The organism is Caballeronia sp. LZ008, assembly GCF_031451435.1.
GTDB classification, from domain to species: Bacteria; Pseudomonadota; Gammaproteobacteria; order Burkholderiales; family Burkholderiaceae; genus Caballeronia; species Caballeronia zhejiangensis.
On sequence record NZ_JARUXK010000003.1, the window covers coordinates 1019689 to 1033993 of the forward strand.

13 protein-coding genes are annotated in these 14305 nt (G+C 61.8%); 6 read left to right on the forward strand and 7 right to left on the reverse strand.

Annotated elements, in window-relative coordinates:
- Together QCE49_RS23620 and QCE49_RS23625 are read left to right on the forward strand one after the other, a co-directional pair.
- Positions 1 to 2115: a peptidase domain-containing ABC transporter gene (locus QCE49_RS23620; protein ID WP_250457543.1), complete on the forward strand. Its 2115-nt coding sequence runs from the start codon at positions 1 to 3 to the stop codon at positions 2113 to 2115.
- 38 nt (positions 2116 to 2153) lie between these two features.
- A complete protein-coding gene (locus tag QCE49_RS23625) occupies positions 2154 to 3449 on the forward strand; it encodes a TolC family outer membrane protein (RefSeq protein WP_250457551.1) in 1296 nt (431 codons plus the stop codon).
- Positions 3450 to 3690: 241 nt separating this feature from the next.
- Here the strand turns inward: QCE49_RS23625 and QCE49_RS23630 are convergent, their stop codons facing one another.
- Positions 3691 to 3930 (reverse strand): hypothetical protein, encoded by a 240-nt coding sequence (locus QCE49_RS23630; protein ID WP_250457553.1) that lies wholly within the window; start codon positions 3928 to 3930, stop codon positions 3691 to 3693.
- Positions 3931 to 4042: 112 nt separating this feature from the next.
- Between QCE49_RS23630 and QCE49_RS23635 the strand changes: the two genes are divergently transcribed.
- Positions 4043 to 4234, forward strand: coding sequence for a hypothetical protein (locus QCE49_RS23635; RefSeq protein ID WP_175982610.1), 192 nt, complete (start codon positions 4043 to 4045; stop codon positions 4232 to 4234).
- Positions 4235 to 4239: 5 nt separating this feature from the next.
- On the opposite strand, the gene QCE49_RS23640 is transcribed toward QCE49_RS23635, so the two are convergent.
- From QCE49_RS23640 to QCE49_RS23650, 3 genes are all read right to left on the reverse strand, one after another.
- Complete coding sequence (locus tag QCE49_RS23640; protein WP_250436860.1) at positions 4240 to 5331, reverse strand: nitronate monooxygenase family protein; 1092 nt, start codon at positions 5329 to 5331, stop codon at positions 4240 to 4242.
- Positions 5332 to 5356: 25 nt separating this feature from the next.
- Positions 5357 to 6271 carry a LysR family transcriptional regulator gene (locus QCE49_RS23645; RefSeq protein ID WP_008348964.1) on the reverse strand — a complete coding sequence of 305 codons (915 nt, stop codon included), beginning with the start codon at positions 6269 to 6271 and terminating at the stop codon, positions 5357 to 5359.
- 166 nt (positions 6272 to 6437) lie between these two features.
- On the reverse strand, positions 6438 to 7949 hold the full coding sequence (locus QCE49_RS23650) for a CoA-acylating methylmalonate-semialdehyde dehydrogenase (protein WP_008348966.1): 1512 nt from the start codon (positions 7947 to 7949) through the stop codon (positions 6438 to 6440).
- A gap of 112 nt (positions 7950 to 8061) precedes the next feature.
- On the opposite strand from QCE49_RS23650, the gene QCE49_RS23655 reads away from it, so the two are divergent.
- Positions 8062 to 9003 carry a LysR family transcriptional regulator gene (locus QCE49_RS23655; protein ID WP_175982612.1) on the forward strand — a complete coding sequence of 314 codons (942 nt, stop codon included), beginning with the start codon at positions 8062 to 8064 and terminating at the stop codon, positions 9001 to 9003.
- Positions 9004 to 9071: 68 nt separating this feature from the next.
- On the opposite strand, the gene QCE49_RS23660 is transcribed toward QCE49_RS23655, so the two are convergent.
- Positions 9072 to 9374, reverse strand: a complete 303-nt coding sequence (locus QCE49_RS23660; RefSeq protein WP_033536520.1) for a DUF4148 domain-containing protein — start codon at positions 9372 to 9374, stop codon at positions 9072 to 9074.
- 257 nt (positions 9375 to 9631) lie between these two features.
- On the opposite strand from QCE49_RS23660, the gene QCE49_RS23665 reads away from it, so the two are divergent.
- The gene (locus QCE49_RS23665; protein WP_250457555.1) at positions 9632 to 10867 is read left to right on the forward strand and encodes an NAD(P)/FAD-dependent oxidoreductase; all 1236 of its coding nucleotides are present in this window, start codon (positions 9632 to 9634) and stop codon (positions 10865 to 10867) included.
- 7 nt (positions 10868 to 10874) lie between these two features.
- Here the strand turns inward: QCE49_RS23665 and QCE49_RS23670 are convergent, their stop codons facing one another.
- Together QCE49_RS23670 and QCE49_RS23675 are read right to left on the reverse strand one after the other, a co-directional pair.
- Positions 10875 to 11777 (reverse strand): fructose bisphosphate aldolase, encoded by a 903-nt coding sequence (locus tag QCE49_RS23670; protein ID WP_235366260.1) that lies wholly within the window; start codon positions 11775 to 11777, stop codon positions 10875 to 10877.
- A 168-nt stretch (positions 11778 to 11945) separates the two neighbouring features.
- Positions 11946 to 12344, reverse strand: a complete 399-nt coding sequence (locus QCE49_RS23675; protein WP_250436863.1) for a hypothetical protein — start codon at positions 12342 to 12344, stop codon at positions 11946 to 11948.
- Between the two features lie 305 nt (positions 12345 to 12649).
- On the opposite strand from QCE49_RS23675, the gene dacB reads away from it, so the two are divergent.
- Complete coding sequence (dacB, locus tag QCE49_RS23680; RefSeq protein WP_250436864.1) at positions 12650 to 14302, forward strand: D-alanyl-D-alanine carboxypeptidase/D-alanyl-D-alanine-endopeptidase; 1653 nt, start codon at positions 12650 to 12652, stop codon at positions 14300 to 14302.
- The last annotated feature ends 3 nt before the right edge of the window (positions 14303 to 14305 follow it).

The window sequence follows — 14305 nt, forward strand, 5'->3', positions numbered from 1 at the left end:
GTGCGGGTCATTTACCAAAACGAAGTCGCGGAATGCGGCTATGCATGTCTCGCCATGGTGCTGTCGAATTTGGGACGCGCAACCGAAGTGCGCGAGCTGTCGGCACATAAGCCCATCTCGGCGAACGGCCTCACTCTGATGGATCTTTACGACGTTGCGGTCGAATTCGGCCTTTCCGTTGAGGCGTACCGTTTCGACCCTTCCGAACTTTCAGCGGTCAAGAAAGGTTCGATTCTGCATTTCGGCGGCGCGCATTTCGTCGTGTTCGAAAAGGCCGGACGCGGGTATGTGAATGTTATCGATCCGGCAACAGGCCGCCGGCGGGTATCGATGGATACCTTCCGCTCCGCCGTTTCGGGCTTTCTGCTGCAATTCTCGCCAACGCCGGAGATGCCGCGAATTCGCGCGAAGTCGCGTGTGCCGGCGGCAATGCAGCGCGTGAGGGCCGTGAATCCGCAGTTGCGTGCGCAAATCGGCAAGGTGCTGTTCGTCGCGCTCGGAAGCCAGTTCACGATTCTCGCCATGCCGTACTTCGGCAATCTCGTTCTGGATTATGTGGTCGCAGCGGATAACCGCAATCTGCTGAACGTGCTGGTCGTTACGTTCGCAAGCATTTTCGTTTTTGGCGCGTTGAGCGAATACGTGCAGAAGTACCTCACCGAATTGATCTTCAATCTGGTCCAAATCAACTCGACGGAAGGACTCATCGGGCATCTTCTGCGCAATCCGATGCCATGGTTCGAGAAGCGGCACGTCGGCGATGTATTCGCGCGCGTGAAGGCGCAGGACGAGATCACCGGCTACGCGACGCGCTCCATCGTCTCGTTGTGCATCGACGTGGCGGTAGGAACGCTCGCGCTCATACTCATGCTGATCCAAAGCCGGCAACTGACGCTCATTGCACTCGTGGTATTCGCCGCGTACGTGGCGCTGGCGTTGAGCATGTATCCCGCGATGCGCGACAATCACGCGCTGGTCACGGAAACGTCGGCCCGTTGCGATGACGCGCTGATCGAGACCATCCGCGCGGCGTCGCTGCTCAAGCTTGCACAGGGCGAGACTCGACGCACGTCGGTCTACATGACGATCTTCAAGGCGTATGCCGTGGCAGCGCTCGCGAAGAGCCGATTGAACTGCACGCGCGACAGCCTGCTCAAACTCGTCAACTACGCGGACACCGTGGTTCTCACATACATGGCGGCACGGCTCATGCTCGGCGGCGTCGTTTCGGTCGGCGTGTTCTATTCGTTCCTGATCTACAAGTCGTTGATGTCGGAGCGTTTTGCCAACGCCATCAACGCGATGTTTCAGTACTTCATGTTGAGCGTGCCGGTCGCGCGGGTCGACGACATCGTCGAAGCGCAAACTGAAACTTACACGCCATTGAGCGCGAGCGAACGGGCGACGGAGATACGCGATTTCTCGAGTATCGAAATGCGCAACGTGACGTTCAGCTACGGCGTATCCGATAAACCCGTGCTGGCCGATCTCAATCTTTCGATTCGCAAAGGCGACAAGATCGTCATCACCGGTCCTTCGGGGAGCGGCAAGTCCACGGTATTCAAGCTCTTATCGGCGGCCGAGCCGCTGCGGGAAGGGCATATCGAACTCAACGGAATCGCGTGGCCGAATCTTGCCGTCGATGAAATTCGGCGCCACATGGCTCATATGCGCCAGGGCGACATCATCCTTCACGGCTCGATTGCCGACAATATCACCTTGTTTGCGGCGAATCCCGACGACGACCGCATACACAGGCTGCTTTCCGACGTGGGCCTTCTCGACGATGTCATGCGTCTGCCGATGCGCACGCGAACCGTCATCAGCGACACGATTGCCAACATCTCTGCGGGGCAGCGTCAACGTCTTTTGCTGGCGCGCGCGCTCTATCAACAACGCGAGATACTGATGCTCGATGAGCCTACTTCGAATCTTGATCCCGCATCTGTGAAGCACATTGCGCAACTGCTTCGCAGTCTGAAGCAAACGGTGGTGGTCATCACCCACGATATGGCTTTGGCATCGGCATTCGACATGCGCTATGCATTCGCCAATGGCGGGCTCGTGCCTGAACACGTCGTGCAAGCATCTGATCCGGTGCTGGTGGACGCATGAAGAAGCCGGGATTCTCAGCAGTCTTGGTTGCGGTCTGCATGACGCTGGCTAATCAGACATGCGCGAGCGATCTGCTCGATATGGTGAATGCGTCGCTCTCACAGGATGCCGATCTCGCGCAGGCACGCGCCGCCTATGAGGCGTCGAAGCAGGCCATTCCCATTGCGCGAGCTGCCTTGCTGCCGCAGATAAGCGGAGGATGGGGCCGTGCGTATAACGAAATCAAAACGGACGGTTTTCCGCGTCAGAGCTATTGGCAAAACGGATGGACTTTTCAGGCCGCGCAGCCCCTCTTCGACTGGGCCAAATGGACGACCTATCAGCAGGCCGATCTGGTCGTCGCTCAAGGCGCGGTGCAATTCGCGGCCGCGCAGCAAGCGGCGATGCTCAAGGCGGTTCGCGCCTATTTCGATGCGCTCGCTGCGGAGGACGAACTCGAACGTACGAGCGAATATCTCGCCGCCATCGATGAACAGCACAGGCAAACGCGCCGTAAGCGCGCCGCCGGCGAAGCGACTGTCATAGACGAGCGCGATATCGATGTCGCTCTCGCCCAGGCGCGGATTCAAAACGCCGACGCGCGTCAGGACATGGAGGTGAAGCGTCGCGTTCTACAGCAGATGAGCGGCAAGCCATTCTCGCCGCTTTCGGGTCTTTCAGCGGGCACGAAGCTGCCGCGTATCCAGCCGGAAGATCCGGATGTCTGGGCCGGTCAGGCGAGCTCGAGCGGCTACGATGTGCAATCGAAACAGCTCGAGCTCGAAATCGCGAAGATGGATTCGAAAAAGGCGCGTGCGGCGCACTATCCGGTCGTCTCGCTTACCGGCACCTACACGCCGGCTGGCGCAGCGTCGGGCTATGCGCGCCCGACCACCACGACCACAGCCATGCTCCAAGTGATGATGCCGCTCTTCTCCGGCGGAGAGATACAGGCGCGATTGAAGCAAAGCCTGGCGCAGCAGGACAAAGCGCAGGACGCGATCGAATCCGCGTCCTTCACGGCCGAGAAGGATGCGCGTGAAAACTACGCTGCATATCTAAAGGCGCGCGTTCGGAGTATCTCACTCGAACAGCTATTGCAGACATCAAAGGAAGCATTGGCCGCAACCGAAACGGGCTTCAAGGTCGGCAGCCGGACGCAGGTCGACGTTCTTCGTGCACTCGACTCGTACTTTACGGTTCGCCGCGATCTCATGCGTTCTCGATACGAGGTTATCGTTTCCTCGTTGCAATTGAAGGCGAACGTTGCGTCCCTGACCATCGACGATATTTCCTACGCAAACACGCTGTTGTGCTGCGCGAAAACATCGGACAACGGACCATCCTTACGCTGACTGTGCAAGAGTGCATTGACGTGCCGAATACCTTGAGTTCGTTCACGTAACCCTTCTGGCTTTGCCAGAGCAGTTCGCTCTAATACGCTTGAAACGCGCATCGGGAATTTCCCATTGCGCGTTTTTTGTTGCCTAAAAGGATCGACATGAGTTATTTGCATGCCGTCTCGCAGGCATCTATCAAATCTCAAAAAAGATTTGCTCCAAAAATAGGATGAGTCTTATTATGTTCTTAAGCTGATTAAGTTCCCGCAGCGCGCAGATAAGGAATCCCGAGCACAAGAAGTTTCATTACAGGGGCCGAGATGAGAAAAGCGAAGTGGTTGAATATTGCCCGGCACGCGCTGCGCTGCGCCGTCGTGAGTTCCCTTGCCGGGCTTTGCGTGCCGGCTTTCGCGACGCTCGTTCCGGGCGGCACGATCACGTTCAGAGGTGCATTGGTTGCGCCGCCGTTTGACATCGCTGCCAGATCTGCTTCCATGCTCGGAACCAGTGGATTCCAGAACGATTCCGCTGATGTGAAAGGCGTACGTTCCTCCGCCGTTGTCACCTATTACGCGCCACTGCACAATGCGCCGAGCGCGGAGGTTTCGTTGGTCGTAGTGGGCGATCGTGCCGCTGCGGTGAGTTCGCATTTCATCGACGGCGCGGGACAGCGCGTCGGGCCGTCCCTGGGCCGCTCATATCACGTAGGCCCGGCAGGCGGCGCGCTTCTGATACGGCGATCCGAAAACGCGCGCGCCGAATCGACGACGCTCGTGACCGTCGTCACCGAATACAACTAGCGCATTCAACGCGATGCATATCGCTGCAATCCCGCGATGCTTTCCCGCAGTTCGTCTTGCAGCCGCGCCATCAATTCGGCGGCGGGCAACTCGCGCGCGAGCGCGGCGGCTTGCCCCGCCCATTGCGCGCCGTAGCCGAATTCGCTCTTTGCTTTCGCCGCTGCGTGCAATGCCTTGCCTGCATCGTAGGTAATCGGATACGCGGGAATGGCAGGCGCTCCTTCGGCGCGCCCGAGTTCGGTGAACTTGTTGACGAGGCCGCGCGCCTTGCGCCCCGAAATCGCCGATGTGAACGTCGTGCGTTCGGCCGCATCGGTCAAGATCGCGCGACGGTAGCCCGCATCGATCGACGTCTCCGTGCAAGGCACGAACGCCGTGCCCAATTGCGCGGCCTGTGCGCCCAGCGCAAGCGCCGCCGCAATGCCCGCGCCGTCCATGATGCCGCCCGCCGCGATCACGGGCACATCGAACTTGCTGGCGAGAAGACGCGTCAGCGCCAACGTGCCGAGGTTGTCGTCGTCGGCTTGCGGATCGAAGATGCCGCGATGTCCGCCCGCTTCGATGCCCTGCGCGACGATCGCATCCATGCCCGCCGCGACGACCTGCTCCGCCTCACGCAAATTGGTTGCGGACGCAATCAGTTTGATGCCCGCGTTGCGCAACGCATCGATGTATTCCTTCGACGGCAAGCCGAAGTGAAAACTCACGATCGCGGGCTTCTCTTCGACGAAGACCCGGAGCATGGCATCATCGACGACGAAGCTCGTATAAATCTCGCTCAGCTTCGCGGGCGGCGTCGCGCCGTATTGCGCGAACACCGGCGCGAGCCAGTTCGTCCATGCCTGCTCGATAGCGGCGTCGGCGCGGGCCGGCTCATGACAGAACACGTTGATGTTGAACGGCTTGCTCGTCAGCTCGCGCGTCTCGCGAATCACCTTGCGCGCGCCTTCCGCGTTCATCGCGCCGACGCCGAGCGAGCCGAGCCCGCCCGCATTCGATACGGCCGCCGCGAGCGCGGGCGTGCTGACGCCGGCCATCGGCGCCTGAATGATCGGCACGTCGATGCCGAGTAGCGATGTCAATGCGTTCTTGCTCATGAATGTGCATCCTCTGAACGTTGATTCAACGCGTGCCGAGCTTCTCGACGACGAAGTCGACAAAAGCCCGCACGCGCGACGACAAATGTCTGCCGTGCGGATACAGCAGGATGAACGGCCTGCTGCATCCGCCGTAATCGCGCAGCACCTCGACAAGCGTGCCCGCGCGCAGTTCTTCCTCGACGGTGAAGCGATAAATCTGGAACAGACCCGCGCCGTGACGCGCGAGCGGAATGCCCGCGAGCGCATCGCCGGACGTGCCGTAGCCGCCTTGCGTCGTGATTTCCACGAGTTCGCCGTTCTGCATGAAGAGCCACGGCACGGGCCGTCCGGTGCTTGGCATCTCGAACTGGATGCATTCGTGCGCGAGCAGATCTTCGATTGTTTTCGGCACGCCCGCGCGCTTCAGATAAGCCGGCGACGCCACCGTGACCAACTCCGCATCTTCGAGCTTGCGCGCGATCAGACCGGAATCGCGGGGTGCGCGTCCGCGTATCGCGAGGTCGAAACCTTCATCGGCGAAGTCGATGTTGCGGTTGCTCAGATGCGCTTCGACCGTGACATCGGGATAACGCTCTCTGAACTCCGCAAGCAACGGCAGCATGCGGTAATGCCCGTAAGGCGTCGGCATGCTGATGCGCAACACGCCCTTCGGCGTCGTCTGCTGGCCGGTGGCTTCGCGCTCCGCTTCCGCGAGACGATTGAGCGCATCGCGACATTGCTCGAAGTAGCGACGGCCTGCATCGGTCAGTCGAATCTGGCGCGTCGTACGCACGAAAAGCCGCACGGCGAGGCGCTTTTCGAGTCGCGCGACCGAGCGGCTCACGGCCGCCGGCGTGACGCTCGCAGCGGTCGCCGCGAGCGTGAAGCTGCCGAGTTCGGCTGCAAGGCAGAAGAGTTCGATGCTGCCGAGAAGAAGGTCGTCGAATTGCCGCTGCATGTCGATTGGCTTCGCGTCGCTGTCGTTTTTGCTGAATCTTCGCCGCTTGCACATGAACGGTCAACCGACGGCGTTTCATACGGATCGGCGCGCCGGGGCACAAAAACGAACGCCCGCTTCTTCCACACGGAAAAAGCGGGCGATTAGTTGCACGCGTAACGATCGATTACTTCGCGGTCGGCATCACGAATTCCGCGCCCTTCTCCGTGCTCTCGGGCCAGCGCTGCATGATCGACTTCTGCTTCGTGTAGAAGCGCACGCCTTCTTCGCCATACGCGTGCATGTCGCCGAAAAGGCTGCGCTTCCAGCCGCCGAATCCGTGCCACGCCATCGGCACCGGAATCGGCACGTTGATGCCGACCATGCCCACTTCGATGCGACGGCCGAATTCGCGCGCGATATGACCATCGCTCGTATAGCAGGCGACGCCGTTGCCGAATTCGTGCTCGTTGACGAGATCGACCGCTTCGCTGAAGTCTTTCACGCGCACGCACGCGAGTACCGGGCCGAAGATCTCTTCCTTGTAGATGCGCATGTCCGGCGTGACATGATCGAACAGCGTGCCGCCCGTGAAGAAGCCGTCTTCGTGGCCCGGCACCTTGAAGCCGCGGCCATCGACGACGAGTTTCGCGCCTTCTTCCACGCCCAGCGCAATATAACCTTCGATGCGTTCGAGTGCCTGGCGGGTGACGATCGGACCCATTTCCGCGTCGTCTTCCATGCCGTTCTTGATCTTGAGTTGCTGCGCGCGCTCTGCGAGACGCGGCACGATCTTGTCGGCGACATCGCCCACGAGCACCGCGACCGAGATCGCCATGCAGCGCTCGCCGGCCGAGCCGTAGCCCGCGCCGATCAACGCATCGACGGCCTGATCGATGTTCGCATCGGGCATCACGACCATGTGATTCTTCGCGCCGCCGAGCGCCTGCACGCGCTTGCCGTGCTTCGCGCCGGTTTCGTAGATGTAGTTCGCGATCGGCGTGGAGCCGACGAAGCTGATCGCCTTCACTTGCGGATGCGCGAGCAGCGCATCGACGACGACCTTGTCGCCCTGCACGACGTTGAAGATGCCATCGGGCAAACCGGCTTCCTTGAGCAGATCGGCCATGAACAGCGACGCCGACGGATCGCGCTCGCTCGGCTTCAGAATGAACGCGTTGCCCGCCGCGATCGCGACCGGGAACATCCAGCACGGCACCATGCACGGAAAGTTGAACGGCGTGATGCCCGCGACGATGCCGAGCGGCTGGCGCGTCGTCCAGTTGTCCATGCCCGTCGAGACCTGTTCGGTGTAGTCGCCCTTCAGCAGTTGCGGAATGCCGCATGCGAATTCGATCACGTCGATGCCGCGCGACACTTCACCCTGCGCATCCGAGAACACCTTGCCGTGCTCGGCGGTGATGATCGCGGCGAGTTCGTCGCGATGCTTGTTCATCAGTTCGAGGAACTTCAGCATGACGCGCGCGCGGCGGATCGGCGGCGTGTCGCGCCAGGCCGGGAACGCGGCTTTCGCGCTCGCGACGGCTGCATCGACATCGGCGGCTTCACCGAGCACGAGCTTGCGCGGACGCTCGCCCGTCGCGGGATTGAACACCGGCTGCGTGCGCGTGGCCGAGCCATGCGTGCGCTCGCCGTGAATGTAATGAACGACGTCGGCGGTATCGTTGAACGCTTGCATGCTGTCTCCTCTCACGGACTGGTTTGGCAATTGACACAGTGTAGGAAGCGATGCGCCCCTTGCAAAGACGCTATGATTGAACTCATTGTTTATATTGGCAAACAATCGGTTGATGGACGAGCAAAAGATCGAAGGTCTGTGGACCCATTTGCACTGGCTCACCGTGCTTGCGGAACAAGGCAGCTACACGGCCGCCGCCGCGCGGCTGAACGTATCGAAAGCGGCGATGAGCCAGCGCATCGCCGAACTGGAGCGCGCGGCGGGCGTGCCGCTCGTCACGCGCACGACGCGCAGCGTGCGTTTCACCGAAGCGGGCCGCAGGCTCGTCGACGATACGCGCGAGCAGTACGAGCGCATCGCATCGAGCTTCATGAGCGTCAAGGAGATGGCGGGCGTCGCGCGCGGGCTCATCCGCGTAACCGCGCCGATGGCCTTTTCGCGGCAGCAGCTCGTGCCGCGCATGGCCGGATTTCTGCACGCGCACCCCGATGTGCGGGTGCAACTGGAGGCATCGGACCGGTTGAGTTCGATCGCGACCGAAGGCTTCGATCTCGCGCTGCGGCACAGCGCGCAGGTGCCGGATACGCACGTCGCGTGGAAGCTGTGCGATACCCGTTCGGTGATCGTCGCGACACGCGCCTATCTGAAGCGGCGCGGCACGCCGGCGACGCCCAACGATCTCGTCACGCACGATTGCCTCGTCTATCCGCGGCCGCAGGCATCGAGCATCTGGTCGTTCGAAAGGAAAGGCGGGCGCAAGACTTCGACCGGGCCTCATACGCTCGCGGTGAGCGGTCCTTTCGCGGCGAACAACAGCGAAGTGCTGCGCGATGCAGCGCTCGACGATCTCGGCATCGCGCTCTTGCCGGATTTCACCGCGCAGGCCGCCGTGCAAGCGGGAAAGCTCGTCGTGCTGTTGCCGGAGTGGCGTCCGGTCGGCGCGTTCGCGGATCAGCTATTCGTGGTGCGGCCTTATGCGCCGCATGTGCCACGCGCGGTCGCGCTTTTCATCGGATATTTGCGCGAGACGTTCGCAGGCGGCTTTCCGCTCTAGAACGAAAAAACGCGCCGGTCCGAGACCAGCGCGTTTCGTGATGCGGCTTGCGGCTTGCTGCTTGCTGCTCAGTGATGCGCGAACGTCGGGAAAACGTCGGCTTGAACCGCGTTGACGCGAGCGCCCGATTGCGCTGAACCATCCGCCACACCGCCATATCCGTTTTGCGCGGCGACGCGCGCTTCGGCAGCTTGAACGTCGGCGGGATACTTCGAATCGCTGATGACGTTCGGGTTATAACCGGCCTTTTCCAATTGCACGATTTGCTCGCGGACTTCGGCGCGCGTCAAAGGCTGATTCGACTGCGCGAACGATGCGACCGGCGCGGCAAAAGCAAGAGCGACCGCTGCGATACCGATGAACTTGTTCATGATGCTTTCCTCCATCCATAAGTTTTGAGTTGCCGCTCACGCTGCCTTGCTTGCTTCGTGCGCGACCGTTGAACAGAGTTTAGGTATCGCACGCCCTAGGGTAAATACCTAAACGGCGAAATCACTTTTGGCGAAAACCCGACTAATACGGGCACGCGCGATGAGAACCAACGCCTTGCGAATCGCCTATAACCAAGAACGGAGCGCCGCTCTACGCGACGCATAGCACGAACGATCGTTTAATCAGGGGAATGGCCTTGAAACGAATCCTTGTGATCGGCGCGGGTTTCGCCGGTCTGTGGAGCGCGCTGTCGGCGGCGCGCAAGCTGGACGAACTCGGGCACGCCGACGAAGCGGAAGTCGCCATCGTCAATCCGGTGCCTTTTCATAGCGTGCGGGTGCGCAACTACGAACAGCCGCTCGACCCGACGCTCGTGCAACTCGATACCGTGCTCGGGCCCGCGGGCGTGCAACTGATTCAGGCGAAGGCGACGAGCCTCGACAGCGCGAATCGCCGTGTGACGATCGAACGCGACGGAGCATCGGAGACGCTCGACTACGACCGGATGATCCTCGCGGCAGGCAGCGTGCTCGTGCGTCCGCCGATTCCGGGCCTCGATCGCTATTCATTCGATGTCGACACCTACGCGGGCGCGTGCAAGCTGCAGGCGCATCTGCTGACCTTGCCCGCGCTGCCCGACACGCCCGGCCGCTATACGGCGGTCGTGGTCGGCGCGGGACTGACGGGCATCGAGTTGGCGGCGGAATTGCCCGCGCGCCTGCGCGAGATCGTCGCGGAAAAGGATCGCGGCAAGGTGCGCGTCGTGCTCGCGGATCGTTCGGCGCGGATCGCGCAATCGATGGGCGGCGCGCAGCATGTCATCGAAGGCGCGTTGCAGACGCTCGAAGTCGAGATGCGGCCAGGCGTGACGCTCGAATCGGTCGATGGCCAAGGTCTCACGCTCCACGATGGCGCGGCGAGCGAGCGCATCGAAGCGGCGACGGTCGTCTGGTGCGGCGGCATGCACGCGAACGCGCTCGCGGCGCAATTGCCGGTCACGCTGGACCCGCTCGGACGCGTGCCCGTCGATACGTTTCTGCGCGCGGAAGGCGTGCCGGGCGTGTTCGCGGCGGGCGATTGCGCGCGCATATTGATCGACGGCACGCGGCCATCGGTGATGTCGTGCCAGCATGGCCGGCCGATGGGACGTTACGCGGGCAACAACGCCGTCTGCGATCTATTCGGGCTGGAGATGCTGCCGCTGTCGATCGACTGGTACACGACCATCTGCGATCTCGGGCCGTGGGGCGCGGTGTATACGGAAGGATGGGACAGAAAGCTCGTCTCGGAAGGAGAGACGGCGAAGGCGACGAAGCGCACGATCAACGGCGAGCGCATCTATCCGCCGAAAAGCGGCACGCGCGAGGACATTTTTCGGGCGGCGGCGCCCGTCCTGCAAACGCCGCCGCCTACCGAACGCGCCAACAAGTAACGAAGCGTCAGACCTTCTTCACGGACGCTTCGTAGATCTCGTCGATCGACTGCTCGAGCGTCTTGTCGAACTCGCTGTCGCTCATGTCCTTCTTCAGCTCGTTGATGAGCGCGCGCGAGAAGCTCGCGATCATGCCGTGGTTCTGCGCGAGCTTCTTGCACGCGTCGCTGCGCGTATAGCCGCCCGACAGCGCGACGACACGCACGACACGCGGATGCTCGATCAGCGGACGATAGAAATCCGCCTCGTCGGGGATGGTCAGCTTGATCATCACGTTGCTCGATTCCGGCAGCGCGTCGAGGCCCTTCAGCAATTCGTCGCGCAGAATCTTTTCCGCGCCTTTCTTGTCCGGGCTCTTGATCGAGACTTCGGGTTCGAGAATCGGCACGAGACCGTGCTTGATGATCTGCGCGCCCACTTCGAACTGCTGCTTCGCCACGGCGGCGATGCCCTTTTCGTCGGCTTGATGGATCACCGAGCGCATCTTCGTGCCGAAGATGCCGAGCTTCACGGCGCGCGCCAGAAGATCGTCGAGACCGGGGATCGGCTTCATGATCTGCACGCCGTCGGCTTCGGCTTCGAGACCCTTGTCGACCTTCAGGAACGGCACGACGCCGCGGTCTTCCCACAGGAACGTGGGAACGGGCTTGCCTTCCGCTTCGCCGTCCATCGTGCGCTCGAACAGAATCGCGCCGATCACCTTCTTGCCCGTGAACGAAGGCGCCGTGATGATACGCACGCGCATTTCATGCATCAGCTTGAACATTTCGGCGTCGCCGTTGTAGGCGTCGTCCGGAATTCCGTATTGCCGCAGCGCGCCGGGCGTCGATCCGCCGCTCTGATCCAGAGCAGCGATGAAACCATCCTTCTCAGCCATTTGCGCGAGCATCTTTTCGTTAGCCACGAACATTTCCTCCTCGAAGTTCAAACACCGGACTTGTGCGCGCACAGTCCGGGCTTATGGTTCAGCTTCTGCAAGTGTAAAGGTTTTGACGGGCGCTCAAGTCGTGCAAATCCGCCATTTGCGCGCAAATGGGGTGATGTCGTGCGCTGGCGCACGGCCCGCGACAAGAAAACTTCAGGAAGGAGCGGAATTGAGGCCGCCCGCGTTGCCGGATCGCCAGACGATGCCGAGGGCGCGCTTGAAGAGCGATGGCGCGCGCGTGAAGTCGCCGGCTTGCGGCAGTTGCGCATGATCGTTCGATGCTTCCGATGCAGCTTCGATCGCCTCCGGTTCGGGAACGGGCTCCGGAACCGGCGCGAGCTTTTCGCGCGCGTCGCCGCAACGCTGGTTCAGCACGCGGCGCATGTCGGGGTCGTCGATCAGCGCTTGCGCGGTCGCCATGCCGCGCTCGAATTGCAGCGCATAGGCGATATCGGTGAAATCTTCGTAGCGGCCGCTATCGGCCAGCTCGTACGCCAGTTCGAGCGTGCGCCGGCGTTTCCATGCATCGAGATCGTCGTGGGCCGTGCTCAAGGTGTCCTCTTCTTCGCGATGAGGTGCCGAAGATGTTAGCCCGCGCCAAACTTTTTTCCGTTGTCGCGTCACAACAAGCAGACGAAAAGCATTCGCGATTTCAAACAAAAAGCGCTTGCCTGAAGCACTGGATTCGCGATAGTCCTCGCTTGACAAGGCTCGTGTAAGGTATTTAATTCACTCACCCGCCTCGCTGCGAAATGATGGGCGGCCGCCGACATGTCCTGTCTGCGCTGTGAAGCAGTCCCGACGTATGGATGTTCGCTCCGGTGCGGAGCGCGATGTGCCTTTATCGGAGCCGCGTCATGAACCCGCTTTCAGGAAGTCCGGCACGCGTGGCCGCTCTCGCTCTCGGCTGCGCGCTCGTCACGTCCGTAACCGGTTGCGGCGGCTCCGATTCCACCGATACGTCCGTCCCCGACGCCATCACGCAGATCATGAAAAAGCCCATGTATCAGGGCGCGACGTGGGCATTGCGCGTCGTCGATCTGAACTCGGGCGATCTCGTCTACGACATGAATTCGAACGCGCAGGTGTATGTGGCGTCGGTGCGCAAGGTGTTTTCGCTCGGCGCGGCGCTCGATCAATACGGCGCGCAGCATCAGTTTCAGACGCCGGTGTATCGCACGGGAACCGTCGATGCGGCCGGCACGCTCAACGGCAATCTCGTGCTCGTCGCGAGCGGCGATCTCTCGATGGGCGGCCGCACGAACGCCGACGGCACGCTCGCCTGGACCAACTTCGACCACAACGAAGCGAACAATCTCGGCAACGCGCAGATCACCGCGCCCGATCCGCTCGCGGGCTACGACGCGCTCGCGGCGCAGGTGGCGGCAGCGGGCATCAAGCAGGTCAACGGCGAAGTCGTCATCGACGATCGGCTTTTCGAACCCTTCGACTTTCGCGGCGAATTTCAATTGCGGTCGATCTTCGTGAATGACGATGTCGTCGATACGATCATCTCGCAGGGCAGCGCCGGCTCGGCGACGCCGGTGGACTATCGGCCGAAATCATCGGCGTTCACGGTGCAATCCACGTTGATGACAGCGGCGGCGGGCACCGAGGCGAAGATCACCGTCACGCCGACGGACCCGACCTGCTTCGGCTCGCTTGCCTGCACCGGCACGATCGGCGGTTCGATTCCGGCGAATTACGTGCCGCCGATCGTGCCGAATTTCCCGGTCATCCGCACGTTCCGCATCACCGCGCCGCAGAACTATGCGCGCACGGTGCTCATCGAGGCGCTCGCGCGCGCCGGCGTGAGGGTCACGGCGCCGGCTGTCGAAAACAACCCGACGCAACTTCTGCCCGCGAAGAATTCATATTCCGCCGATACGCGCGTCGCGCAGCTCACATCGCAGCCGTACAGCGAATATTCGAAGTGGATTCTGAAGGTCAGCTACAACATCGGCGCGGACACGAGCCTCATGCTCTTCGGCGTCGCGAACAACGGTTCGACCACGCTTCAGTCGGCGCTCGCGGCGGAGAACGCGAAGCTATCCGCCGCGCCGTTCAACGTGCCGATGAGCCAGACGCATTTCATCGACGGCAGCGGCGGCGGCGAAACGACGGCGACGCCGGTCGCGGTCATCGCGATGTTGCGCGCGATGAACGGCCGTCCGGCGTTCCCGGCGTATCTGGATTCGATGCCCTTTCTCGGCGTCGACGGCTCGCTCGCGAGCACGACCGACTTCGAAGCCGATCCGACGCTCGCGGGCGCGAAAGGCAAGGTGTACGCGAAGACGGGAACGTACGTGACCGGCATCGAAAACCCCGACGGCACCGCGACGACCACGCTCAAAGGTCAGGCGCTCGCGGGTTATATCGACGCGAAAAGCGGACGAAGGCTCGCGTTCGCGCTGATCGTGAACAACGTGCCGATCAGCGACGTGCCCGACATCATCAACGTGTTCAACGACGAAGGCACGATCGCGGCGAACATCTGGAAGCTGCAGTGAGCC

Excerpts from the sequence above, each read along its gene's own strand:
- dacB (WP_250436864.1), top strand. The coding sequence starts at position 12,650 with ATGAACCCGCTTTCAGGAAGTCCGGCACGCGTGGCCGCTCTCGCTCTC.
- QCE49_RS23660 (WP_033536520.1), bottom strand. The coding sequence starts at position 9,374 with ATGAACAAGTTCATCGGTATCGCAGCGGTCGCTCTTGCTTTTGCCGCG.
- QCE49_RS23670 (WP_235366260.1), bottom strand. The coding sequence starts at position 11,777 with ATGTTCGTGGCTAACGAAAAGATGCTCGCGCAAATGGCTGAGAAGGAT.
- QCE49_RS23640 (WP_250436860.1), bottom strand. The coding sequence starts at position 5,331 with ATGAGCAAGAACGCATTGACATCGCTACTCGGCATCGACGTGCCGATC.
- QCE49_RS23625 (WP_250457551.1), top strand. The coding sequence starts at position 2,154 with ATGACGCTGGCTAATCAGACATGCGCGAGCGATCTGCTCGATATGGTG.
- QCE49_RS23645 (WP_008348964.1), bottom strand. The coding sequence starts at position 6,271 with ATGCAGCGGCAATTCGACGACCTTCTTCTCGGCAGCATCGAACTCTTC.
- QCE49_RS23655 (WP_175982612.1), top strand. The coding sequence starts at position 8,062 with ATGGACGAGCAAAAGATCGAAGGTCTGTGGACCCATTTGCACTGGCTC.
- QCE49_RS23650 (WP_008348966.1), bottom strand. The coding sequence starts at position 7,949 with ATGCAAGCGTTCAACGATACCGCCGACGTCGTTCATTACATTCACGGC.
- QCE49_RS23630 (WP_250457553.1), bottom strand. The coding sequence starts at position 3,930 with ATGGAAGCAGATCTGGCAGCGATGTCAAACGGCGGCGCAACCAATGCA.